The organism is Candidatus Allofournierella merdipullorum, from assembly GCF_048426865.1.
Taxonomy (GTDB): domain Bacteria; phylum Bacillota; class Clostridia; order Oscillospirales; family Ruminococcaceae; genus Allofournierella_A; species Allofournierella_A merdipullorum.
The window spans coordinates 1-24,320 of record NZ_DBFNWJ010000043.1; the positions used below are offsets into that span (position 1 = coordinate 1).

Below are 24,320 nucleotides of genomic sequence, written 5' to 3' on the forward strand. Positions count from 1 at the left end.
ATATCCATAAAAATCAGAACAAGAAATTTATTGTTAGTTTTCTTCAATGCTGTATACTGAGAATAAAGTTTGCAGCGGCACAGGGCCGCTGTGAAAAAATAGGAGGTTACTATGAAAAAGGTACTTAGCGTTGCTTTGGCACTGGCTATGTCTCTGACTCTGCTGGCCGGCTGCGGCGGCGGTGGCACTTCCACCCCTGCCAGCACTGCGGGCGGCGACAGCACCCCTGCGGTGGATACCGGCGCCATTGAGGAGGGCGCCAAGCTGGTTTACTGGCCCATGTGGGCTGAGACTGAGCCTCAGGGCATGGTCATCGCCGAAGCCATCGAAGCTTTCACCAAGGCCACCGGTGTTGAGGTCGAAGTGAACTTTGCCGGTTCCCGTGACACCCGCAAGACCCTGCAGCCCGCGCTGGACGCCGGCGAGACCGTCGACGTCTTTGACGAGGATATCGAGCGCGTGAACATCACCTGGGGCGACTATCTGCTGGACATCCAGGAGATGTACGACGCTTCCGAGCTGAACGGCGCCCAGAATGCCACCCTGATCAGCCTGGCCAAAGAGCTAGGCGGCGGCACTCTGAAGAGCGTTCCCTATCAGCCCTCCACCTTCGTTGTGATGTACAACAAGGACCTGTTTGAGGCCGCCGGCATCACTGCCGTGCCCACCACCTGGGACGAGTTCCTGGCCGCCTGCGAAGCTCTGAAGCAGCAGGGCGTCTACGCGCTGACCATCGACGACGCCTACATGGCCGCTTTCTTCGGCTACATGATGGACCGCGTTGCCGGTTTCGAGACCACCAAGGCCGTGGCTGGCGGTGACTTCACCAACGAGGCCGTTCTGAAGACCGCTGAGGCTATCCAGACCCTGGTCGACAATGGTTACATCGATCCTCGCGCTGCCGGTAACGTTTATCCCCAGGGCCAGAGCAACATCGCTGACGAGAGCGTTGCTATGTACCTGAACGGCACCTGGCTGCCCAACGAGATCCGCAACCAGACCAAGGAAGGCTTCCGCTGGGGCTCCTTTGCTCTGCCCAACATCGCTGAGGGCGGCGACGGCGCCGAGAGCAACAACTACGGTGCCCAGTGCTTCGCCATCAACAAGAACACCCAGTATCCCAACGCTGCCTTCGCTCTGGTCCAGTGGCTGACCAGCGGCGAGTGGGACCAGAAGCTGGCCGACGAGACCATGGGCGTGCCCATGGCCAACGACGCCACCTGGCCCGAGGCTCTGACCGACGCCAAGGCTGTGATCGACAACACCACCCAGCGTCTGTCCTGGGCTGTTGATATGGAGAACGACGCCAATGTCAACGCCGCCATCAAGACCAACCTGGCTCTGATGATCAGCGGTCAGCTGGGTGCTCAGGGCTTCGCCGATGCCTTCGGCAAGACCCAGAAGGGCGCGTAAACCGGGTCCTCCACAAGGAAGACTGAGCGGGGCGGCGGCCATGCCGCCGCCCCGCATTTATTTGAGCAAACGCAGCGCATGAACTGTGTTTGCTCCGTGTTATAAGAATGGAGGACAAAAGCGATGGCAAAACAGAAGAAAAAAACCTCCCAAAGCCCACTGCGCAATCGGAACACGTCCATGCTGGTGCTGTTTCTCGCCCCGGCGACGTTGCTGTATCTGATGGTTTTCCTGTATCCGTCGGTACGCACGGTCGTGATGAGCTTCTTTAAGGTGGAAGGCGTCACCGACCCGGTCTCCTCTTGGCAGTTCAATGCGGGGAAGAACTACATTGATGCCTTCAACGACACGCTGTTCCGCTCCGCGATGACGAACCTGGGCAAACTGTGGCTCATCGGCGGCGTGGCGGTGATGGTGCTGGCTCTGCTGTACGCGGTGGCCCTCACCAGCGGTCTGCGCGCCAAGAGCTTCTTCCGCAGCGTCATTTATCTGCCGAACCTGGTTTCGGCGGTGGCTATGGGCACCATGTGGCTGTACTACGCGTTCAGCAAAGAGGACTACGGCCTGATGAACACCATCCTGGGCTGGTTCGGCGTGGAAAACGTCATGTGGACGGATCCGGCGCATAAATTCTGGAGCATGCTCATCGCTTACTGCTTTGGTATGGTGGGTTACCATATGCTCATCTTTATGAGCGGTATCGAGCGTATCGGCAACGACTATTATGAGGCCGCCACCATCGAGGGCGCCAACGTATTCCAGAAGTTCTTCTACATCACTCTGCCGCTGCTTCGCGGTGCGATCCGCACGAACCTGGTGATGTGGACGGTCTCCAGCGTGGGCTTCTTCATCTGGGGCCAGGTGTTCGACCCGGTCAACCTGTCGTCTCAGACGGTCATGCCGCTGAACTACATGTATGAGCTGGTGTTCGGCTCCTCCAACGCGGCGCAGGCGGTGCGTAATTCCGGCATCGGTGCTGCCATCGGCGTGATGATGGCAGCCATCGTTGTGCTGGTGTTCGGCCTGACCAACTTCATCGTCAAGAATGACGATGTTGAGCTGTAAGGGGAGGTGCGAAACATGGCTAAAATGAAAGAAAAAAAGATTCACGAACCGTTCCGCATCAAAAAAGAGATCCCCCTGCTGCCCGGCTATATCATGTGCATCGCCTGGGTGGTGTTCACCATCATGCTGGTGGGCTGGGTCATGCTGGCTTCGCTTTCCACCAGCCGTGAGATCCTGGGCGGCCAGCTGTTTGAGTTCGCTTCCGGTTTCCACTGGGAAAACTACTCCAACGCCTGGAGCTCCCAGAAGGTGGGCGTGTTCTTTGTGAACTCGCTGATTTACACCGCCATCTCCTGCACGGTCATCATCGTGGTGGCGTCTCCGGCTGCCTATGCGCTTTCCCGCTTTAAATTCCGGGGCAATATGTTCCTGCAGAACATGTTCGCCACTGCGCTGGGCATCCCGGTCATCATGATCATCATGCCTCTGTTCTCGGTCATCACCAGCCTCAAGCTGACCAACACCCGGGGCCTGATCGTGTTCCTGTACATTGCGATGAACGTTCCGTTCACCATCTTCTTTATGCTCTCCTTCTTCCAGAACCTCTCCTTCACCTTCGAGGAAGCCGCTGCCATCGACGGCTGCAGCCCCATCAAGACCTTCTGGAAGATCATGTTCCCTCTGGCGCAGCCCGGTATCATCACCGTTACCATCTTCAACTTCATCACCATCTGGAACGAGTTCTTCATGTCCATGCTGTTTGCCAGCAAATCGGCAGTGCGTCCCATTGCAGTGGGCTTGTACAACATGGTGAAAGGCATGCAGTACACAAACGATTACGGCGGAATGTTCGCCGCGGTGGTCATTGTGTTTGCACCTACCTTCCTGCTGTACATCTTCCTGTCCGACAAGATCATCGCCGGTGTTACCGGCGGTGCCATTAAGGGCTGATCGAATCTTCAATAAAAGCGCGCGGCAAAAGCCGCGCGCTTTTTCTTTTGGCAAAATTTCGAGATATTGGGCGCGGCGGATTCTCTTTATCAAGAACTTGTGCTATAATGTTAAAAACGATGCTGGGGCAGTGCCCCAAATCGGCAGAAAGCAAGATTGTTTTACGAGAGGATTTCTATGCCACAGGAACTTGACCGGGCCTTTGCGGCCCTTCGGGATACATTCATTGAAAGCAAATTCGGCCGCTTGAATCCGGTGCAGAAGGAAGCTGTGTTCTGCACCGAAGGCCCGCTGCTGATTTTGGCCGGCGCGGGAAGCGGAAAGACCACCGTGCTGGTAAACCGAATCGCCAACATCATCCGCTTTGGCCGGGCCCACGGTTCTGACTGGCTGCCCCGGCCGGCAACCGAGCAGGACATTCAAAACCTGCAGGCGGCCATCGATGGCGCGGACCCCGCCCCCTCGTTGTGGCCGATGCTCCGGCGGGAGAACGCCCGCCCGTGGAACGTGCTGGCCATCACCTTCACCAACAAGGCGGCAGGGGAGCTGAAAGCCCGTCTGGCGGCCATGCTGGGCGAAACGGAAGGCGCGGACGTGAATGCTTCCACCTTCCACTCCGCTTGTGTGCGGATGCTCCGGCGGGACGCTGACCGGCTGGGCTTCCCCAAGAGCTTTACCATCTACGACACCAGCGACCAGGAGCGGGCCATGAAAGAGGTCTATAAGCAGCTGCTTGTGGACGACAAGTTCCTGCCTGTGAAGTCGGCGCTGGGCCAGATCGGCCGCATGAAGGACCAGCTCATCAGCCCGGAAGAAGCGCTGGAAGCACCGGCGAACAATACGAAAGCCACCCTGCTGGCCAAGGTGTATGCCGCTTATGCCAAGCGGCTGAAAAGCGCCGGCGCCATGGACTTTGACGACCTGATCTATCACACCGTGCGCCTTCTGCAGGAATGCCCGGATGTTCGGGAATACTACCAGCAGAAGTACCAGTATATTCTGGTCGATGAGTACCAGGACACCAGCGTGGCACAGTTCCATCTGGTGCGGCTGCTCACCGGCCCGCGGCAGAACGTCTGCGTGGTGGGCGACGACGACCAGAGCATCTATCGCTTCCGGGGCGCTACCATTGAAAACATTTTGAACTTTGAGCAGCATTTCCCGGGCGCGAAGGTTATCCGTCTGGAGCAGAACTACCGTTCCACCTCCAACATTCTGAACGCGGCAAACTGCGTCATCAAAAACAACCAAGGCCGCAAGGGCAAGACCCTCTGGACCCAGAATGCCGAGGGTGACAAGGCCCATTGCTATACAGCGGAGAACGAGCAGGACGAGGCCAGCCATATTGCTTCGGTCATCGGCCGTCACCTCAAGGAGGGCGGCCACCTGCGGGACCACGCGGTGCTCTACCGCATGAACGCCCAGTCGAACCCCGTTGAGACCTACTTTGCCCGGGCCGGCATCCCCTATAAGATCGTGGGCGGTCAGAAGTTCTATGACCGCAAGGAAGTCAAGGACATTCTGTCCTATATGTCCATCGTGGCCAACCCCGCCGACGACCTGCGCCTGCGCCGTATCATCAATGAACCGGCCCGCAAGATCGGCGGCACCACGCTGGACAAAATGGGCGAGATCGCTTCGGGCCTCGGCGTCAGTCTGCTGGAAGTCTGCCGCCACGCGGCCGATTATCCGGCCATCAGCCGGGCAGCCGGCGCGCTGAACGGGTTCTGGGGAATCTACCAGAAGCTGGTGGAGGCGGCCGACAGCCTGCCGCTGGATGCGTTCGTCACCGAGCTGCTGCAGATCACAGGTTACAAAAAAATGCTGGAAAGCCAGGGTGATGAGGGCCAGTCCCGCCTGGAAAACCTTGGCCAGCTGATCTCCAGCGTCAAAACCTATGCGGACCAGAAAGGCCCCGAGGCCAGCCTCTCCGGCTTTTTGGAGGAAGTTGCCCTCATCTCCGACCTGGACAGCTACGACCAGGAGACCGACGTGGTGGTGCTGATGACCATGCACTCTGCCAAGGGCCTGGAGTTCGACTATGTGTTTATCGTCGGCATGGAGGAGGGGGTGTTCCCCAGCGAACTCAGCCGCTTCTCCGAAGAGGATATGGAGGAGGAACGCCGCCTTTGCTATGTGGGCATCACCCGCGCCCGCAAAGAGCTGTATCTTTCCTGCAGCCAGAGCCGCATGATCTTTGGCCAGACCCGGCGCAACCGGCCCTCCCGTTTCCTGGAGGAGATCGACGCCGCCCTGCTGGATGAGCAGGCAAGCCCCATGGCGGCCCGCCGCAGCTTTGGTTTCGGCAGCTTTGGCGGCGCTTCCGCCAGCGCGGCGCCCCGGGGCAGCGTTACCGGCTGGACGCCCGGCTCCGGCGGTTGGAACCGCACCGCTTCCGCGCCGGCAGCTTCCGGCGCGCCCGTCCGCGGCGCAGGCTTTGGCCCCACGGTGGGCGTTGCACCGCAGCCTCGCCCTGTGAACGGTAAAAAGCCGGTGTTCAAGCCCGGCGACAAGGTGGAGCACAAGGTGTTTGGCCGGGGTGTTGTGCTCAAAGCCACCCCTGCGGCCGGTGACACCATTGTGGAGATCCAGTTCGAAAAAGCCGGCATCAAAAAAACCATGGCCAATTACGCACCCCTCACACTTCTGGAGGGCTGAGAAAGGAAGTTTCCAATGCTTCGAGTGTCCCTGATCGCCCATACTCCCGAACCCGAAAAAGTGGTCGCCGCCGCGGCAAAGCTGTGTTATTCCAGCGCCGGAGTGGACGACCTGCTGGCCGGCCTGACGCCGGAGAAGAGCCGAGAGTTTGTGGAAAAGCTTGCGAAACTGGGCCACGAGAGCCCCACGGAGCACGTCAGCTTTACCTTTGCCATCGAGGGCGTCAGCCGCAGCCTGCTGGCCCAGATCACCCGGCACCGCATTGCCAGCTACAGTGTCCAAAGCCAGCGCTATGTGCGGCTGGATGAGTTCGAGTATGTCACTCCGCCGGAGATCGCCGGTGATCCCGAGGCGCTGGAGGCCTTCCGCCAGGCGATGGACCAGCAGGGCGAGGAATACCGGCGGATCGCCACGCTGCTCAAAGACGGCCACATTCGCCGCCTGATGCAGCAGGGGATGAGCGAAAAGGAAGCGACCCGTAAAGCGGAAAAGCTTGCCATTGAGGACGCCCGCTTCGTGCTGCCCAATGCCTGCGACACCAAGATGATCGTTACCATGAATGCCCGCAGCCTGCACAATTTCTTTAAGCACCGCTGCTGCGCCCGGGCCCAGTGGGAGATCCGTGCGCTGGCGGATGAGATGCTGCGCCTTGTCTATCCCGTTGCCCCGGCCCTGTTTGCCATGGCGGGTCCCTCCTGCGTGCGGGGCGCCTGCAGCGAAGGCTCCATGACCTGCGGCGAGGCCGCGGCCATGCGGGAGAAATACGCGAAACTGAAAGAGGAGGCCCTGGAGCAGTGAACGGCAGACTGATCGTGATCGAGGGATTGGACGGCAGCGGAAAAGCCACCCAGGCAGCCCGCCTGGCCGATGCGCTGACCGGGCAGGGGAGAGATGTAAAGAAGATCTCCTTTCCGGACTACGCCAGCGATTCCTCGGCCCTCATCAAGATGTATCTGGGCGGCGAATTCGGCAGCCACCCAGACGATGTGAACGCCTACGCTGCGTCCACTTTCTATTCGGTGGATCGCTACGCCAGCTACAAGACCGGCTGGGGCGGGTTTTACAAGTCCGGCGGTATCGTCGTCTCCGACCGCTACACCACCAGCAACGCGGTGCATCAGTGCTCCAAACTGCCGAAGGAGCAGTGGCCGGAATTTCTGGACTGGCTGTTTGACTTCGAATACAACAAAATCGGCATCCCGGCTCCCGACTGCGTTGTCTACCTGGAGGTGGACCCTGTGGTCAGCCAGGGGCTGATGACCGCCCGATACAAGGGCGACGAGAGCAAAAAAGACATTCACGAAAAAGACCTTGCCTATCTGGCCCGCAGCCACGAGGCCGCAGACTACTGCGCCCGCACGCTGGGCTGGGCAAAGGTCTCCTGCACCGAGCGGGGGGCGATGCGCTCCATTGAAGCCATCCATGCCGACCTGCTCCGAGCGATCAAGGAGGTTTTATGATCGAATTCCATCCCATCAGCATCGATGACTTCGCGTGGGCCGCGCCCATCATGCGCTCCAGCAACTATATGTGCTGCGGCTACTCTTTTGTGACCCAGTTCATGTGGAGCCACGCTTACAATACCCACATTGCAAAATACGACGACTGGGTGCTGATCCGCAGCGATGTGGGCGACACCTGCTACTATCTCTGGCCCGCCGGAAAGGGCGGTGACGAGCGCAAAGCCATCGAAACGATGGAGCGGGACGCCGAGCGCATCGGCCGCCCCATGTATCTTTACTCGGTGACCCTGGAGGCCAAGACTCGACTGGAAGAGTGGTATCCCGGCAAGTTCACCATCACCTCTGACCGGGCGGACTACGACTATATCTATGAGCAGGCCAACCTGGCCGAACTGCCCGGACGGCGGTTCCAGAAGAAACGGAACCATGTGTCTCGTTTTATCAGAGAAAACCCCGACTGGCAGTTCCATCCTCTCACCAAAGAGGACCTGCCGGCCATCCGGGCTTTTAACGATGCCTGGAGCCAGCTGTATGAAAACAAGGACAACCCGGGGATTCAGACCGAGCACAGCTCCATCGAGCTGCTGTTCGATAACTTCGACAAGCTGGACCTGCGGGGCGGCTATGTCACCGCAGGCGGTCGCATCGTGGCGTTCTCCTTCGGCAGCCCCATCAACGACCGGGTGTTTGATACCCATGTGGAAAAGGCGCTTTACGATGTGACCGGCGCCTACAACATCATCAACCGGGAAATGGCCCGCAATGTCTGCGCCGGATTCGACCTCATCAACCGGGAGGACGACGTGGGCGACGAGGGCCTGCGGGCGGCGAAGCTGTCCTATAACCCGGATATCATCGAGCCCAAGTATCTGGCGGCCCTGAACAAGTGACCAGGGCGCAAGCGGCTGAAAAGGGGAGTGAGAGAGACCATGGACTATGTGGCGCGGCGGGAGGAGTTTCCCGCTTTGGCAGAATTGTTTGTTAATTCCTTTGGCGGAACGAAAGAGTTAGCCTTGTCGGTGCTGGAAAACTTTGCCGGCGAGGGAAATGTTTTTACCGCCCGGCAGGACGGCGAGTGCACCGCGCTGCTCTGCGCGGTGCCGGTGACGCTGCTCAGCCGCAGCGGCGCTTATTACTATGGCCTCACCACCCGGCCGGATCAGCGGGGCAACGGCGTGATGACTGCCCTGATGGACGCCGTCGGTCAGGAACTGGCACGCAGGGGGGCGGCCTTTGCGGCCCTCATTCCGGCCAGCGAACGGCTTTTTGGTTTTTATGCCGCGCGTGGCTTTGAAAAGGCTTTTTCCAAGCGTGTGCTGCACAGACAGATCCGAAATAACCTGTGGGCGCAGGCCGAATTTGACACCGTCACTGCAAAAGGTTTGCAAACGCTGCGCCGGACCTTCGCGCCGGAAGCGATGGAACTGTACGCCGCGGGTTACACAGCTGTGCTCACTGATTTGTACAGCCTGGGCGTCACAAGCGTGTGTACCGACCACGGCTATGGCCTCTTTTTCCAAAAGGGGAACGAACTGCGTTTTGTGGAACTCTTTGCCGAAAGCGACCGTGCCGCTGTGGCGATGCTGGAGGCGGCCCGCCAAAAGACCGGCGCGGAGAATGCGGTGCTGGAGCTGGGCGAAGGGCAAACGCTTTTCCTCGGCGAAGGCTCGCCGCGGGATTATGGGATGATCCGCTTTTTCGGTCGGCCCTTCGATGTGCGGGATGCATATATGCGTCTGATGCTGGACGACGAATAAAAAACATACAAAGGTGGAAGTGAAACATGAACAACCAGCCCCGGGAAAACTATGAACAGCGCCCCCGCCGCAGGCGTGGGCCCAGCGGCTGCCTGATCGTGCTGCTGCTGTTTGTGGCGCTGCTGATCGGCGGCGGCATCTACGGTGCGTCGGTGATCGGCGAGATCGCCGGCAAAAACGCCACGATGGAAGAAGTCACGGTGACGGTGGCGCAGGGCGAAGGCCCCACCACCATCGCCAAGCGCCTTGCGGAGGCCGGCGTGATCAAACGCCCGACGGTGTTCCGTTATTATCTGCGCTACAAAGAAGCCGCCGGCAGCCTGCAGTACGGCGAATTCACCCTGTACAAGGGCGCAAGCTACGACGACATCATCGAGACCATGAGCCAGTATGTCAAGCGGGACACCGTCACCATCACCTTCCCGGAAGGCATCACTGCCCAGCGGATGGCTAAGCTGATGGAGGAAAACGGCCTGTGCATTGCCGATGAGTTCCTGGCCTGTGCCAACGGCGAGGACGGCTCCGACTTCAGCCAGTACGAGTTCTGGAACGAGATCCCCGATGACCCCGACCTCTTCATGAAGTGCGAGGGCTATCTCTTCCCCAACACCTATGAGTTCTTCCTGGATGACACGGTGTATAACTATGTGAACACCTTCTACGCCGAGTTCGACCGTCAGGTCACTCCGGAACTGCGTCAGCAGGCGGCGGACCTGGGCTTTACTCTGGAGGAGATCATCACTCTGGCCAGCTTCGTGCAGGAGGAGGCGGGCAACGCCGAGGACGCCCGCGTCTCTGCCGTGTTCCACAACCGGCTGGCAGAAGGTTCGCTCTATCCCCGGCTGGAGAGCAACGTGAGCAGCTATGTCCAGAACCCGGACGACAACAACTATATCTATAACTGGATCGCTCCTTACTATGGCGGCTGGGACAATATCCCCGCCAACATCTACGCGGCCTACAACACCTACGAGAAGGAAGGCCTGCCTGCGGGCCCCGTGTCCAACCCCGGCATCGAGGCCATCAAGGCGGCGCTGAACCCCGACCAGGAGTATCTGGCGGAGAAGTACTATTTCTTCGTCACCGACAAGAACGGCAAATACTATTACGCCAAGACCATGAGCGAACACCAGAGCAATGTGAACGTTGCGTTCTCGCAGTAAAAGCTAACAGTGGGGCGCTGAAAGGCTTCTTTCAGCGCCCTGCTTCGTAAAAAGGAGAGAAAAACATGCTTCCTGTGCCGGAATTGCTGGCCCCTGCGGGGGATCTGGAACGGCTGGAATACGCCCTGCGCTACGGGGCGGACGCGGTGTATGCCGGTTTAACGGAGTTCGGCATGCGCTCCGCGCCCCAGAACTTCACCCCCGAACAGCTGGCCGAAGGCGCGGCTCTCTGCCACGCCCGGGGCAAAAAGCTTTATCTGACGCTGAACACCCTGCCCACCAACGAGGAACTGAAAAGCCTGCCCGATGCCATCCGGCAGGCATGGGCCGCCGGCGTGGACGCCTTCATCGTGGCGGACCTGGGCGTGCTGTCCATGGTCAAACAGTATGCTCCGGAGGCGGAGAGACACCTCTCCACCCAGGCGGGCGTCACCAACTGGGCCGCCGCCCGGGCGGCTTATGAACTGGGCGCGAAGCGGGTGGTGCTGGCAAGAGAACTCACGCTGCAGCAGATCGCGGAGATACGCGCCAACACCCCTGAGGACCTGGAACTGGAGGCTTTCGTTCACGGAGCCATGTGCATGAGCGTGTCGGGACGGTGCCTGCTCAGCCAGTATCTTGCCGGGCGGGACGCCAACCGGGGCCAGTGCGCCCAGCCCTGCCGCTGGAAGTATTATCTGATGGAAGAGACCCGCCCCGGCCAGTACATGGAGATCGGGGAAACGCCGGAGGGCAGCTATATCCTGAACGCCAACGACCTGTGCACCGCGCCTTTCATCGACCTGATCTGCGCCGCCGGCGTAGACAGCCTGAAAATCGAGGGCCGAGCAAAGACCCTTTATTATGTTGCCAGCGTTACCAGCGCTTACCGGCAGGCATTGGATGCGTTTTTGACCACACCCCCGGGAGAGGACTTCCTTTGCCCCGAGAGCGTGCTGGACGAACTGGACCGCACCAGCCACCGCCGTTATTCGCCCGGGTTCTACTTCGGGCCCCAAAAGGCGCGGCAGGATACCGAAACCGGCGGCTATGTGCGCAAATGGGAGTTTGTGGGCGTGGTGGAAAGCTGGCACGAGGGGCTGGCCAAGTGCACCCAGCGGGGCAAGTTCACCCTGGGTGACGAGCTGGAAGCCCTGACTCCCACCGGCGAGGTGGTGCGCCTTGCGCCCGCCTGGCTGCGCAACGCGGAAAGCGAAGACATCACCAGCACGCCCCACCCCATGATGCTCTACACCATGCCCAGCGAGACGCCGCTGCCGCCCCACAGCCTGCTTCGCAAACGGCTGACGGAAGAATAAAATCTGTTGCTACGGAGGACATAACCGATGAAACGAATGCTTGCCCTCTTTTTGACCGCTTTGTTCGCTTTTGCGCTGGCGGGCTGCGGTGGGGAAGAGCCGACCGTGTCTGCGCCCGCGCCCACATCCGCCCCGCCCGCCAGTGAGCAGAGCGAGACTGCCTCGCAAAGCGAAACCTCCCGGACCTGGACCGAGGAGGAAGTGCTGGAACTGTATGAGGCTGAACGAGAAGAAAACTGGGAAATGGCAGACTGCGTGACCTTCTATGACCAGTCCAGCGGCCTTGTGGGCGCCGTGCTCTTCCGGAACAGTGACACCCAGACTGCCGGCGTGGCCTTTTTGGGCGCGGACGGTTCCTGCCGCATGGGCGGCACTGATGCGCAGCTGGCCGATGAGCCGGAATTTGAGTATCTGGGCGACGGCACGGTGACCTTCAAGGTGAAGGGTGAGGACGGCAAAGTTCGCAGCCACACCATGAGCATCACCATTGAAGGCGTCAATGTGACCTTTAAATCAGTGGATAAATAACAAACAGGCGCGAAGCTCTAAAAGGGCCTCGCGCCTGTTTTTCTATTCATCCCTGCCCCAAAAGGCGGAAAGCTGTTCGGCCAGTTCTTCCGGCCCGTACAGATAGCGGCAATGCCGCCATTGCTCGGGGAAAAGCTGGCGGTAGCCAGCGGCGGCGAACCGGTCGTCGATGAGAAGCACCACGCCCTTGTCCTCTGCGGTGCGAATGACCCGGCCAGCGGCCTGCAACACTTTGTTGAAGCCGGGAAAGCGATAGGCATAGTCAAAGCCGTCGCCCCGGGTCTGGTCAAAATAGCGGCGCAGCATCTCCTGCCGGGGGCCTACCTGCGGCAGCCCGACGCCCACGATGGCAGCGCCGATGAGCCGCCGGCCTACCAGATCCACTCCTTCACCGAACACGCCGCCCAGCACGCCGAATCCAAGCAAGGCGGCGGCGGGGGTGAACCGGGCAAGAAAATCTTCCCGGGCGGAGTCGTCCATGCCCGCCTCCTGCACCAGAGTCTCCACCTCCGGAAACAGGCGGCAAAAGACCTCGCGCACCTGGGCAAGATAGCTGTAGCTGGGGAAAAAGGCGATGTAGTTTCCCTTTTGCCCGGCTGCCATGGCGTGCAGGTAGCGGGCAATGGCCTCCAGGCTCTGCGCACGGTCTTTGTAGCGGGTACTTACGTCGGCGGCGCAGAAAAGCCCCAGCCGCGCCGAATCGAAGGGACTGGGCAGGGCCGCTGTCTTTGCCTCGGTGCAGCCCAGAATGTCCTTGAAATAGCCGGCGGGGGAGAGGGTGGCGCTGAACAGCACCGCTCCCCGCCCTTTTGAAAGGCTGGCATTCACGAAGGCGCTGGGGTCAAGGCACAGCTGCCACACCCGTACCTCGCTGCCGCCGGCGCTCACCTGGGTGACAAAGTGGTCGTCGTACCATTCCGCCGCCCGCAGATACTGGCGCAGTTCAAAATAAAGGTCCAGCATCGTGTCGTGGGCTTCGCCCTCCCGGTGCTCTTCCAGCCACTCTTCCATCGGGCCGGTGACCCGGCTCACGCAGCGGTCGAACTCAGTGAGGGCGGGGGCGGAGAAGAATGTATGCCCCGGTTCCTCCTCACACTGGTGGCGCAGGTCGATGAAGGCCCGGTTGAGCCGGTTCAGAGCCGTTTTGAGCTTGCCGCGGCCCTTGCCCAAAAGTTTGACGCAGCGGAACACCTCGCTCTTGCAAAGGCCCGCCGAGTGCATGTCCCGGGCGCGGTCGGGCAGGTTGTGGGCCTCATCCACCAGAAACAGGTGGTCGCCGCCCGCCTCAAAAAAGCGTTTCAGGTTCACCACCGGGTCAAACAGGTAGTTGTAGTCGCCCACGATGACGTCGCACCAGAGGGACACGTCCAGCCCGAACTCAAAGGGGCAAAGAGTAAAACGACGGGCCAGTTCCTCAAGTTTTGCGCGGGTAAAGTCGTCCTCGTCCAGCGCCTGCCACAGCGCGTCCCGCAGCCGGTCGTAGTAGCCCCGGGCGTAGGGGCAGGCCTCCGGCGTGCACTCCCGCTTTTCCAGAAGACACACCTTGTCTTTGGCGGTGAGGGTGATACTTTTCAGGCGCAGTTCCAGCTGGTTCTCCCGCAGCCGGGCCAGTGCGCCCTCGGCGGCGGCCCGGGTGGTGGAGCGGGCGGTGAGGTAGAAAATGCGCCCGTCACACCCTTCGCCCATGGCTTTGAGGGCGGGGAACAGGGTGCTTATGGTCTTGCCGATGCCGGTGGGCGCCTGGCAGAGCAGACGCTGGCCGTCTCGCAAGGTGCGGTAGACCCCTGCCGCCAGGGCACGCTGGCCGGCCCGATATTCAGAAAAGGGGAAACGGAGAGCCTGCAGGCTCCCGGTGCGCTGTTCCTGCCAGCTCCGGGCACGTTTTGCCCAAGGGGCGTACCGGGTCAGAAGATCCTCCACAAAGGAGTCCAATTCGTTTGCGGTGAAGCGCCGGGAAAAGCGCACGATTTTTTCTTCATCCACCTGGAAATAGGTCAGCCGTACACGGATCGCTTCAAGATCCTGCTGCCGCGCGTAGATGGCGGCGTACACCTGCCCCTGAGCCCAGTGGACGGGCTGCATGTCCTCGGTGATCTCTTCCAGCGGCACGGTCACGGTCTTGATCTCGTCCACGGTGACCAGCCCGTCCTCGGTAAAGATGCCGTCGGCCCGTCCGTCGATGAGATACTCCACGCCCTTCACGGTGTATTCCTGTTTCAGATAGACCTCCGCGTCGTATCCTTTGCCCTCGGCCCGCTGGAGCCGGCGGTGGATGCGCGCGCCTTCGGCCGCCCGGTCAAAACCGGAAAAACGGCTGTCGATGCTGCCGGTCTGGAGAAGAAACTCCACCAGCTGACGCACCGAAAGATGGACCTGTGCCACACGCGCACCTCCCTGTAATAAAAATGGGTCCCGGGGACGGTTGTCCTCGGGACCCATTGTACCACAAACCGGTTGCGCCTGCACGGCAGGTAGCGAAAATCACATCCCCAGCTCGGTCCGCAGTTCTTCGGCAGCGCGGTCCACCGCGGCAAAGTCGATAGCCGCGCCGTACAGCTGCTCCATGGCGTCGTGGCTGAGTTTGGCTTCCCGCTGCATGGCGCTGGCCTGGCCCAGAAGTTCGGCGGCGGCGCGGCGGTTAAAGCGCAGACGCTTTTTGCGGCAGTGCAGCTTGGATTTGTCTTCGAAACGGCGGCAGTGGATGTTTTTCTGCCCCTCGAAATCCATCGGGTGCCAGCTGTTGGAGGTGAGGAATGCCAGCCGCAGCGCGGGGATGAACAGGTGCTCGATCTCCCCGCAGCCCAGCGGGCAGGGGCAGCTGATGATGCTGCATCCGCGGCGAAGTGCCTGCTTGCGCAGTTCCTCCAGAATAAGACGGCTGCACAGACCGTACTCATCGTGGAAGACCACGATGGTATCCGCCAGGGCGGGAACGGTGCTGTAGAAGGTGAGAACGCCCTTGGGCGTCACGGCGCTGAGCAGCCGCATCTGTTCTTCGCCTTCGCTCTCGCCTCGGGGCAGATACCGCAGCGCAAGCCGGGCGGCAAAAGCCGCCGCCTTGGCGGTGTCGGTGGACCAGGCGGCGGTGGCGCGGCTGTCTGCCAGAAGTTTGGAAGCGCCGGCAATGTAGCTGGCCGCCCGCTCCTGCAGCGCCTTGCAGCGCATCGAAAGCCGCAGGATCTGCCCCCGATTTTCGGTGAGACGGGCCACATCCATTGTGTGGTAAAGGCTCACCACCCGCTCCAGCGCGCCGGGGCAGATGGGCTCCACAGCGTGCGGCGGCGTTGCGTCCACCACAGCGGCCCGCGGGTGTTCCAGAATGACGCCGTCCAGGCTGTCCGGGTCAGAAGAACAATGGATGCGCTGTACGGGCAGCGGCGAGGCCTCGGCAATTTTGCGCATCATGGTGCTCTTACCGCAGCCGGGGCCGCTCTTGATGAGGTACATCTGCCGGTCCTGTTCCTGGCACAGACGGTCGAAATATCCCTGAAACCCGTGGGGCCCGAGCGCGCCCAGATAAAAATCCACATTCGCGGTTTGATTGTTCACGAGAAACCACCCCTTTCGTTAGTCCATGGTATGCAAAAAGAAAAACAGCCGCCACACTGCGAGCCGTTTTTTTCAAAAAGCGGGGTAAAATCGGGGCAGGAACGGCGAAGGGGGAGAGGAGAATGATGGCCCGGTGTTTTGTGGTGCTGATTTTTGTTATCTTCTTTGTGATGCTGTGCTGCCTGCATGTGAGTGGTGGCGACTAAAAAAGCTCCCGGCTTTCGGACAAGTGCTCATAAGAAAGTAATTTGAAAGAATTACAATTATGGCACCTGTCAGGCAGGATTGGGCAACGAAGAAATACGTCGCACTCAGCAGATTTTGCTGGATACGGCGTATTTTCTTGCCTATTTGTGTTTTCTCTTGCCTTTCCCGTGCGTCATGTTGCCTTTGCCCCGCTGGCTTATGGGGCTTTTCATGTGCTTGGACAGCCTCAACACTTCGATCAGATTAACGAACTGCTCTTTGGTGATCGCATCATAGTCAATACCAAGGGTAGCCAAGAGCGCCCGCGCCTTCTTTTCATCGCTGCTGCCTTCAAAGTTCATGGCGGCCTGCAACTGCTGCTGGGCTTGTGCAGCGGCGGATGGCTCGTCTGCTGTTGTGCTGTCGGTCTTGTGCGCCTTACGAATATCGCGGAGTATCTCGGTCAGGTCATCTGCAACCACATGACCGAAGTATTCTTCCTCAGACACCTGCGCCAATTCCAGTGTGCGCAGATAGAGATCGTTCGCACTATCCTCTCGCTTTGCCAGCACCATTTGACGCACGGCTTCCAGCACAGCGTTCATGTCGTTGATCCGCATATCCGCAATGCGGTCAACATAGATTTCCGCATCCAGCATCAAACGCTGAAAATCTTTGTGGCAGATCAGCTCCGACAGCAGCCGGTGGTTGAATTGCCCCGTTTTCAATACTTCAATCGCATCATCACCCAAATTCAGAGCATCCAGCTCTGTGTTTGGGTGATTTTTTATTTCTGTTAGCCCCATCAGGTAATCAGCAGACACCCCGTAGAACTTTGCCAGCGCCGCGATGCTGAACGGACTAATGTCCTTAAAATCGTCTGCCTCATACTTGCCAAGGGCGGCGCGGGAAATCCCCGTCGCCTCGGAAAGCTGTTCCAGCGTGAGACCGCGCTCTGTCCGCAAATCTTTGAGCCGTTCCGGGATTGTTATCTTGATGTTCATATCCGCGCCCCCTCTCATTCTGCTTCCTATTATAGCAAAGATTTCTATAAGCGTGGAAATTTCCGCTTTTCGCACCCATTTTCCAACCTCTTGGATATACGGGAGCAGTCCCGATTTTTCGTTAAACTGTACTGGAACACCAACACCATTGTTCACATTTTGGAGCGCCGGGAATATACCGGCTGCACGGTCAATTTCAAGACATACACCAACTCTATCTGGGACAAGAAGCAGCGGGACACGCCTCTGGAAAAGCAGGCGGTTTTCTATGGCACTCACCCGGCAATCATCGAGCAGGAAGTCTTTGACAAGGTTCAGGAAATCCGTCAGCAGCGCCACCGCAGGACGAAAACCGGCAAGAGTAGCCTGTTTTCTGGCATGGTCTACTGTGCCGACTGTGGGGCGAAAATGAGGTACTGCACCACCAACTACTTTGAGAAGCGGCAGGCTCACTTTGTCTGCGCCAACTACCGCAGCAACACCGGAAGCTGCTCAGCCCACTATATCCGGGCGGTTGTACTGGAAGATTTGGTCTGGATGCACATGAAAGCGGTTATCTCCTATGTGACCCGGCACGAAAGCTACTTCCGGGCCGTAATGGAGCATAGGCTCCGGCTGTCCAGCGAGGAAGCCATCCGAGCAAACAAGAAGCGGTTGGCACAGGCTGACAGACGCCTTGTTGAGCTTGACCGGCTGTTCATCCGCATCTACGAAGACAACGTGGCCGGGAAGCTCTCGGACGAGCGGTTTTCCATGATGAGCCAGTCTTACGAGGACGAACAGATGCAGCTCAAAGCAGAAATCCAGACCTTGCAGCAGGACATTGAAGTACAGGAACGACAGATTGAAAACTTGGAGCAGTTCATCCAGCGGGTACACAAGTACGCGGATTTACAGGAATTGACCCCTTACGCTCTGCGGGAGCTTGTAAAGGCGATCTGCATTGAAGCGCCGGACAAGAGCAGCGGCAAACGGCGGCAGAACATCCATATCTCCTATGACCTTGTGGGCTTTATTCCCGTGGACGAGCTGATGAAACAGGAAACGGCATGACCGAAGCCATGCCGTTCCTGCGAAAGCTTATTACTTTCTTATGGCCCCCGGACATCAAGCCGGGAGCTTTTTCTTACTTGCGGGTCGGAACGATCTCCAGCCAGTACCCGTCCGGGTCCTGGATAAAGTAGATGCCCATCGCCGGGTTTTCGTAGCAGATGCAGCCCATCTCTTTATGCTTTTCATGGGCGGCGGCAAAGTCATCCGTCCGGAATGCCAGATGGAATTCGCATTCGCCCAGATCGTATTTCTGGGGATGCTCCCGGAGCCAGGTGAGCTCTAACTCGAAGGGCTCGCCGGGCACGGCCATATAAACGATGATGAAAGAGCCGTCCGCGGCTTCCTTGCGGCGGACCTCTTCCAGCCCCAGGGCCTGGCGGTAAAACTCCATGGAGCGGTCAAGGTCGCTCACATTGTAGTTTTCGTGGATCATGGAAAATTTCATGTATGTACTCCTTTACGGCGCGGCCGTCACAGCATGGTGGCGCGCAGTTCCTCGCCGCTCATGGGGCTGAGCAGGGCAGGGGGGACGTCCAGAATGGTCCGGCAACCCTGCTGGCCGGCCTCGTGCATGCGCCAGACAGCCCGGGCGCAGGCGACCAGAATGCTGGAGGTGAACTCGGGGTTGGAGTCCAGCGTCAGCTTGTATTCGATCACATGGGTGTTCGCGCCGTCCTTGCCGGTCTTGCCGCTGCGGATGACCATGCCGCCGTGGGGCAGGCCCGCATGGTCGCGCAGCAGCTCTTCCTGACTGATGAAGTGAACGGTGGTGTCATAGTCGGCGAAGTAGTTGGGCATCTCCTTGATCTCTTTTTCGATGCGGGCGGTGTCCGCGCCGGGCTTGGCCACCACAAAGCACTCGCGGGTGTGCTTCTGACGGGTGGTCAGAGCAGGCTGAGCGCCGCTGCGCACCGCTTCCAGCGCGCTTTCCACCGGAACGGTGTACTGTCGGGCATCCTGCACGCCCTCGATGCGGCGGATGGCGTCGGAATGGCCCTGGCTCACGCCCTTGCCCCAGAAGGTGTAGCTTTCGCCCTGGGGCAGCACCGCGCCGGCATACACCCGGTTCAGCGAGAACAGGCCCGGGTCCCAGCCGGCGGAGATCAGCGCCAGGGTGCCGGCCTCTTTGGCGGCGGCGTCCACGGCGGCGAAGTGCTCCGGGATGCAGGCGTGGGTGTCAAAGCTGTCCACCACGTTGAACCAGCGGGCCATCGCGGGGGTCTGCTTGGGCAGGTCGGTGGCGCTGCCACCGCACAGGATCATCACGTCGATCTGGTCTTTCGTCTCGCAGGCCTTGTCGGCGGCAAGCACGGGCACACCCTCCGTCACCGTCTGGATCGAGGCCGGGTCGCGCCGGGTGAAAACGGCGGCCAGCTGCATATCCGGGTTCTGAGCAACGGCGTATTCCACGCCCCGGCCCAGATTTCCGTAACCCATAATTCCGATTCGGATCATATCCAATCCCTCCAATTTCAAAAAGTGTGAAGCGCAAAACGCCCGAAAACAGGCGCTTTCAACAAAAACAGGCGGCGGGAAACACCGCCGCCGCTGTGGTGAAACACCGTTTAAACAATACCACATTCACCGCCGCCGCACAAGAGGAAAGCGCCTCGAAAGAGGTCGGCTCAAAAGGCGGGACGGATGCTGTTTGCCAGAAAGAGCCGGGCTTTTTCGCTCTTCGGAGCGCCGAATACGTCCTCCGGAGCGCCCTCTTCTTCGACCACACCGTCCGCCATAAAAATGACGCGGTCGGAGACGTTGTGGGCAAATTCCATCTCGTGCGTCACCACGATCATGGTGGTGTCCTTGCTTTTCAGCCCCTTGATGACCCGCAGCACCTCGCCAGTGAGCTCCGGGTCCAGAGCGCTGGTGGGTTCGTCAAAGCACAGGATGTCCGGTTTCAGCGCCAGCGCCCGGGCGATGGCAACCCGCTGCTGCTGCCCGCCGGAGAGCTGGAAGGGATAAAGCCCCATCTTGTCGGCAAGGCCAACCCGTGCCAGAAGCGCCTGGGCCTTTTCGCGGTTTTCCTCTTCAGCCTGCCTGGCTCCGGCTTTGCCCAGCTTTTCCCGGGCCAGCAGATCCATGGCCAGGGTCACGTTCTGCAATGCGGTATATTGAGGAAAGAGATTGAAGTTCTGAAACACGAGGCCGAAGTGCAGCCGTTTTTGACGCACCGGCTGGGTGCATGCAGGCCCCCAAAGCTCTTCACCCTTCACATACAGCTCACCCGCATCGGGCGTTTCCAGAAAATTCAGGCAGCGCAGGAGGGTGGTTTTGCCGCTGCCGGAGGAACCAATGATGGAGAGCACCTGACCCTGTTCCAGCGAGAGGTCCACTCCCTTCAGCACCTGCGTGCTGCCAAAGGCCTTGCGAAGCCCCTTTACTTCCAAAATCGCCATATCCCGTTACCCCTTGTAATAATTCAGCTTTTTCTCGGCCCACCCGAACAGCAGCGTCAGGCCGCCGTTGAAGACGAGATAGAACACACCGGTGTAGAACAGCGGCCACAGCAGCGCCCGCTGAGCGGTGATGTCCTGCGCTGCGCGGATGACCTCGCCGATGCCGATGACCCGGGCAAGACTGGTGTCTTTCACCAGAGTGATGATCTCGTTGCTCATGGGGGCAAGGATGCGCTTGACCACCTGCAGCAGAATCACCTTGCGGAAAATCTGCCCCCGGGTCATGCCAAGCACCTGGCCGGCCTCCCACTGGCCCTGGGGAATGCCCTCGATGCCGCCGCGGTAGATTTCAGAGAAGTAGGCCGCATAGTTGATGATGAAGGCCGCCAGCACCGCCCCCAGCCGGTTCTGCACAGGAATGCCAAAGGCAAGGCCAGGCAGATAGTACACCACGATCACCTGCAGCATCAGAGGCGTGCCGCGGATGATCCAGATGAAGGTGCGGGTGAGCCAGCGCAGCGGCGCGAAGCGGCACATGGAGCCGAAGCACACCACCAGCCCCAGCGGCAGCGCAGCCGCCAGAGTGCCGGCAAAGATGATAACGGTGGTCTGAAATCCCTTCAGCAGTTCCAGGGTAACTTCCCAAAACGACATGGACGTAAAACTCCTTTTGGCCGGGGCACGGGGCGCCCTTTACTCAAACCTGCGCCGCCCGGGGCTTTGGTGCCTCGGACGGCGCGGCTTTTTGGTTCAAATGGTTCGTCAAAAGCAGGAGGCGGTCAGGCAGAGGGCTCCAGCGTGACCAGCACGGAAGGATATTTCTCGGCCAGAGCGGCCACGGTGCCGTCGTCGGTCAGCTGCTGCAGCGCTTCATTGATCTTTTCGGTCATGTCGCTGCCCTTGCGCAGGCCGATGCCGTATTCCTCTTTGGAAAGCTCGATGCCGTCCACCACCATCAGGTCGGCGTAGCTGGTGCCCTCACCCACCGAGGCGTAGGCCATCACCGCATCGATGACCGCCACGTCAGCGGTGCCGGATTTCAGCTCCAGCAGGGTATCGCGCTGGGCCTGCAGGGTGGTCACTTCGGCGTTCTGCAAAGCCTCTTCCGCCTCAACGCTGGACTGGCCTGCGCTGCCGGCTTCCACCACGATCTTTGCGTTCGCCATGCTGGCCAGATCAGTGTAAACATCGGCGTTGGCGCTGTTGATCACGCAGACCTGCATGTTGCCGCTATAGGGCATCGAGAAGTCCATGTTTTCCTTCAGATCGTCCTTGATGGTCATGCCGTTCCAGATGCAGTCGATGTTTTTGCTCTGCAGCTCAAACACCTTCTGGTCCCAGTCGATCTCCACGAACTCCGGCGTCACGCCCAGCTTTTCGCAAACGGCCTCGGCCAGTTCGGTGTCAAAGCCAATCAGTTTGTCAGGGTTCTCGGGATCGTAGTAGTTCATCGGCTCGAACAGGGTAATGCCGATCTTCATCGTGCCTTTGTCCTTCACGTACTCCCAGTCGGACTCACCGGTCTGGCCACAGCCGGCCAGCAGAGTAGCGGCCATCGCCGCCGCCGCGATCAACGATACAACCTTTTTCATTACGATTCCCTCCCATAAGCAATGTGCTTTATTGCTTTACTATGCTAAAATGATAGCATACAAAATCGCGAAATGCAAGAGCTGAAGCACAAAAAAGAAGAAATCGGTGCTTCTCACAAGGAGGGAAGGGAGCAAAAGAAAGAACGTTGTGCAAAAACAACAAAAAAGGCCGTGCAGAACTCTGCACGGCCGAAAGATCATTCGGTTTCCAGCATGCGGGGGAAGAGCACCGCAAGCTCTTTTTGCCACCAGGGCCAGTCGTGGGTCACATCGTCGCCCCAGAGGTCGACGCTTACCGGAAGCTGCTTTGCATCCAGAGAGGCGGCAAAGGCTTTTGTCTCGTCCAGGAAGCGGTCCTCATAGGGGCCCTGCCCGCAGCAGAGCAGGAAAGGACCGGTGTACTCCTTCAGCTGGGCGGCGGGGATGAGACGCAGATAGTCAGCGGGACTGTTGCGGAGGGTCAGGTCGTCGGCGTATCCGCCGAACCAGCCGCGGGCGGTGTAGCTGCCGGAAAGGCAAAGCGCACCGCCGAACAGAGCGGGCCGCCGCAGGTAGAGGTTTGCCGCATGGCCGGCGCCCAGACTGATGCCGGCGACAAGAAGCTTTTCATCCTCGGGCACACCGCACAGTTCCCGCACACGGGGCGCCAGCTCCCGGGTGAGCCAGCAGAACCAGCGTTCCTGCGTTTCTGCCCGGACACGGCCCTCTCCGTGGGAAAGCCAGCTCTCGGCGTCGATGCTGTCGGCGCAGACAAGGCGCAGCCGCCCGGCATCGATCAGAAAGCCCAGCGCGCCCACAAGGCCCCGGTCCTCCCAGTCATAGAAGCGGCCGCCCTCGCAGCTGAACGCAAGACACACCGGGCCGCCATGGCCGTAGACCTTGAATTCCATCTCCCGCTTCAGATATTCGCTCGGCTCCTTATAATATTGTATATACACGGTCAGCGACACCTCTTCATTCAGCATTTTCATTCAGTATAGCAAAAGGAAATCCCGTCTTCAAGGCCTTTTGCGGCACTTGACAAAATCCTGCCAAAGGGTACAATATGCTACAGTTTTCACAGAGCGGGGAAGGAGAGAAAACCATGAAAACAAACGACAGAGACGATATGCGGCAAAAAAGCCTTCGTGGCCGGCTGGCCGGCGCACTTGCGGCGGTCAAAGCCTATGCCTCGGCCAAAAACGTGCAGATCAGCGCCAAGCGATACGGAGTGGACGCCATGGGTGCCATGGCCCATGGCCTGTTCGCCTCGCTGCTCATCGGTACCATCCTGAACACGGCGGGCACCCAGTTGGGGCTGGACCTGCTCACCCAGATGGGCGGCTACGCCTCGGCGGTGGCGGGACCCGCTATGGCGGTGAGCATCGGGTTCGCGCTGAACGCCCCGGCGCTGGTGCTGTTCTCGCTCATCACCGTGGGCCAGGCGGCCAATAGTCTGGGCGGCGCGGGCGGCCCGCTGGCGGTGCTCATCATCGCCATCCTTGCCTGTGAGGCAGGTAAACTCGTCTCCAAAGAAACAAAGGTGGACATTCTTGTCACTCCCTTCGTGACCATCTTCGTGGGCACTGCGCTGGCCATGTGGTGGGCCCCGGCCATCGGCAAGGCGGCCTCCGGCGTGGGTGCGGTCATCATGTGGGCCACCGAACAGCAGCCCCTTGTCATGGGCATTGTGGTCAGCGTGGTCATCGGCATTGCCCTCACGCTGCCCATCTCTTCGGCGGCCATCTGCGCGGCCCTTTCCCTCACCGGTCTTGCCGGCGGCGCGGCGGTGGCCGGCTGCTGCGCCCAGATGGTAGGCTTCGCGGTGCTCTCCTTTAAAGAGAACCGCTGGGGCGGCCTTGTCAGCCAGGGCCTGGGCACCTCCATGCTGCAGATGGGCAACATTCTCAAAAATCCCCGTATCTGGCTGCCGGCCATTCTGGCCAGCGCTGTCACCGGCCCGCTGGCCACCTGCGTTTTCCGCCTTGAAATGAACGGGCCGGCGGTGTCGTCCGGCATGGGCACCTGCGGTCTGGTGGGGCCCATCGGCGTTTACAGTGGCTGGGTGGCGGACATTGCCGCGGGCACGAAAGAAGCCGTTACCGCCTTCGACTGGGCGGGCCTTGCGCTGATCTGCGTCGTGCTGCCGGCGGTGCTGTGCTGGCTGCTGGGGATGCTTTTCCGCCGCCGCGGCTGGATCCGGCCGGGAGATCTCACGCTGGAAAACTGAAAAAAGGCTGCAAAAAGCGAAAAAACCGCTTGTAATCGGCTTTTCCTTGTGGTATACTATATCGGCACTACGCACGCATTGCTTTGCTTTTT

General features: G+C 59.8%; 22 protein-coding genes and 1 pseudogene. 14 read left to right on the plus strand and 9 right to left on the minus strand.

Going from position 1 to position 24,320, the window contains the following annotated elements:
- The first annotated feature begins 111 nt into the window (after positions 1-111).
- From ACMNAY_RS07115 to ACMNAY_RS07165, 11 genes are all read left to right on the plus strand, one after another.
- Complete coding sequence (locus tag ACMNAY_RS07115; RefSeq protein ID WP_418718925.1) at positions 112-1,413, plus strand: ABC transporter substrate-binding protein; 1,302 nt, start codon at positions 112-114, stop codon at positions 1,411-1,413.
- Positions 1,414-1,536: 123 nt separating this feature from the next.
- Positions 1,537-2,478: a carbohydrate ABC transporter permease gene (locus ACMNAY_RS07120; RefSeq protein WP_394977257.1), complete on the plus strand. Its 942-nt coding sequence runs from the start codon at positions 1,537-1,539 to the stop codon at positions 2,476-2,478.
- Between the two features lie 15 nt (positions 2,479-2,493).
- Positions 2,494-3,369, plus strand: coding sequence for a carbohydrate ABC transporter permease (locus ACMNAY_RS07125; RefSeq protein ID WP_394977259.1), 876 nt, complete (start codon positions 2,494-2,496; stop codon positions 3,367-3,369).
- Between the two features lie 177 nt (positions 3,370-3,546).
- Complete coding sequence (locus ACMNAY_RS07130) at positions 3,547-6,027, plus strand: ATP-dependent helicase (RefSeq protein ID WP_418718926.1); 2,481 nt, start codon at positions 3,547-3,549, stop codon at positions 6,025-6,027.
- Positions 6,028-6,042: 15 nt separating this feature from the next.
- On the plus strand, positions 6,043-6,825 hold the full coding sequence (gene thyX, locus ACMNAY_RS07135; RefSeq protein ID WP_418718927.1) for an FAD-dependent thymidylate synthase: 783 nt from the start codon (positions 6,043-6,045) through the stop codon (positions 6,823-6,825).
- A complete protein-coding gene (locus ACMNAY_RS07140; RefSeq protein WP_418718928.1) occupies positions 6,822-7,487 on the plus strand; it encodes a dTMP kinase in 666 nt (221 codons plus the stop codon). The genes thyX and ACMNAY_RS07140 overlap by 4 nt, the downstream gene beginning before the upstream one ends.
- Positions 7,484-8,380: a DUF2156 domain-containing protein gene (locus ACMNAY_RS07145; protein ID WP_418718929.1), complete on the plus strand. Its 897-nt coding sequence runs from the start codon at positions 7,484-7,486 to the stop codon at positions 8,378-8,380. Before ACMNAY_RS07140 ends, ACMNAY_RS07145 begins: the two co-directional genes overlap by 4 nt.
- A 39-nt stretch (positions 8,381-8,419) precedes the next feature.
- Positions 8,420-9,247, plus strand: coding sequence for a GNAT family N-acetyltransferase (locus ACMNAY_RS07150; protein WP_418719041.1), 828 nt, complete (start codon positions 8,420-8,422; stop codon positions 9,245-9,247).
- 26 nt (positions 9,248-9,273) lie between these two features.
- Complete coding sequence (mltG, locus tag ACMNAY_RS07155; RefSeq protein WP_418718930.1) at positions 9,274-10,410, plus strand: endolytic transglycosylase MltG; 1,137 nt, start codon at positions 9,274-9,276, stop codon at positions 10,408-10,410.
- 65 nt (positions 10,411-10,475) lie between these two features.
- A complete protein-coding gene (locus ACMNAY_RS07160; protein ID WP_418718931.1) occupies positions 10,476-11,708 on the plus strand; it encodes a peptidase U32 family protein in 1,233 nt (410 codons plus the stop codon).
- 27 nt (positions 11,709-11,735) lie between these two features.
- Entirely contained in the window at positions 11,736-12,236 is a 501-nt protein-coding gene (locus ACMNAY_RS07165) for a lipoprotein (protein ID WP_418718932.1), read from the plus strand.
- A gap of 42 nt (positions 12,237-12,278) precedes the next feature.
- Here the strand turns inward: ACMNAY_RS07165 and ACMNAY_RS07170 are convergent, their stop codons facing one another.
- The 3 genes from ACMNAY_RS07170 to ACMNAY_RS07180 all read right to left on the minus strand — a co-directional run bounded on the left by ACMNAY_RS07170 (position 12,279) and on the right by ACMNAY_RS07180 (position 16,993).
- Positions 12,279-14,618, minus strand: coding sequence for an ATP-dependent DNA helicase (locus tag ACMNAY_RS07170; RefSeq protein WP_418718933.1), 2,340 nt, complete (start codon positions 14,616-14,618; stop codon positions 12,279-12,281).
- 99 nt (positions 14,619-14,717) lie between these two features.
- A complete protein-coding gene (locus ACMNAY_RS07175) occupies positions 14,718-15,785 on the minus strand; it encodes a hypothetical protein (RefSeq protein ID WP_418718934.1) in 1,068 nt (355 codons plus the stop codon).
- 347 nt (positions 15,786-16,132) lie between these two features.
- A complete protein-coding gene (locus tag ACMNAY_RS07180) occupies positions 16,133-16,993 on the minus strand; it encodes a helix-turn-helix domain-containing protein (RefSeq protein ID WP_418719042.1) in 861 nt (286 codons plus the stop codon).
- Between the two features lie 141 nt (positions 16,994-17,134).
- Here ACMNAY_RS07180 and ACMNAY_RS07185 point away from each other — a divergent pair.
- Positions 17,135-17,251 (plus strand): annotated as a pseudogene (locus ACMNAY_RS07185) (hypothetical protein); the annotation flags it as partial.
- Positions 17,252-17,383: 132 nt separating this feature from the next.
- Complete coding sequence (locus ACMNAY_RS07190; protein ID WP_418719043.1) at positions 17,384-18,028, plus strand: DUF4368 domain-containing protein; 645 nt, start codon at positions 17,384-17,386, stop codon at positions 18,026-18,028.
- 73 nt (positions 18,029-18,101) lie between these two features.
- On the opposite strand, the gene ACMNAY_RS07195 is transcribed toward ACMNAY_RS07190, so the two are convergent.
- The 6 genes from ACMNAY_RS07195 to ACMNAY_RS07220 all read right to left on the minus strand — a co-directional run bounded on the left by ACMNAY_RS07195 (position 18,102) and on the right by ACMNAY_RS07220 (position 22,957).
- Positions 18,102-18,473: a VOC family protein gene (locus ACMNAY_RS07195; RefSeq protein ID WP_394966383.1), complete on the minus strand. Its 372-nt coding sequence runs from the start codon at positions 18,471-18,473 to the stop codon at positions 18,102-18,104.
- A 26-nt stretch (positions 18,474-18,499) separates the two neighbouring features.
- Positions 18,500-19,483 (minus strand): diaminopimelate dehydrogenase, encoded by a 984-nt coding sequence (locus tag ACMNAY_RS07200; protein WP_394974987.1) that lies wholly within the window; start codon positions 19,481-19,483, stop codon positions 18,500-18,502.
- A gap of 170 nt (positions 19,484-19,653) precedes the next feature.
- Entirely contained in the window at positions 19,654-20,427 is a 774-nt protein-coding gene (locus tag ACMNAY_RS07205) for an amino acid ABC transporter ATP-binding protein (protein ID WP_418718935.1), read from the minus strand.
- 6 nt (positions 20,428-20,433) lie between these two features.
- Positions 20,434-21,081, minus strand: a complete 648-nt coding sequence (locus tag ACMNAY_RS07210; protein ID WP_418718936.1) for an amino acid ABC transporter permease — start codon at positions 21,079-21,081, stop codon at positions 20,434-20,436.
- Positions 21,082-21,206: 125 nt separating this feature from the next.
- On the minus strand, positions 21,207-22,019 hold the full coding sequence (locus ACMNAY_RS07215) for a transporter substrate-binding domain-containing protein (protein ID WP_418718937.1): 813 nt from the start codon (positions 22,017-22,019) through the stop codon (positions 21,207-21,209).
- Positions 22,020-22,216: 197 nt separating this feature from the next.
- On the minus strand, positions 22,217-22,957 hold the full coding sequence (locus ACMNAY_RS07220; RefSeq protein ID WP_418718938.1) for an alpha/beta hydrolase-fold protein: 741 nt from the start codon (positions 22,955-22,957) through the stop codon (positions 22,217-22,219).
- 170 nt (positions 22,958-23,127) lie between these two features.
- On the opposite strand from ACMNAY_RS07220, the gene ACMNAY_RS07225 reads away from it, so the two are divergent.
- Positions 23,128-24,228, plus strand: a complete 1,101-nt coding sequence (locus tag ACMNAY_RS07225; protein WP_418719044.1) for a PTS transporter subunit IIC — start codon at positions 23,128-23,130, stop codon at positions 24,226-24,228.
- The last annotated feature ends 92 nt before the right edge of the window (positions 24,229-24,320 follow it).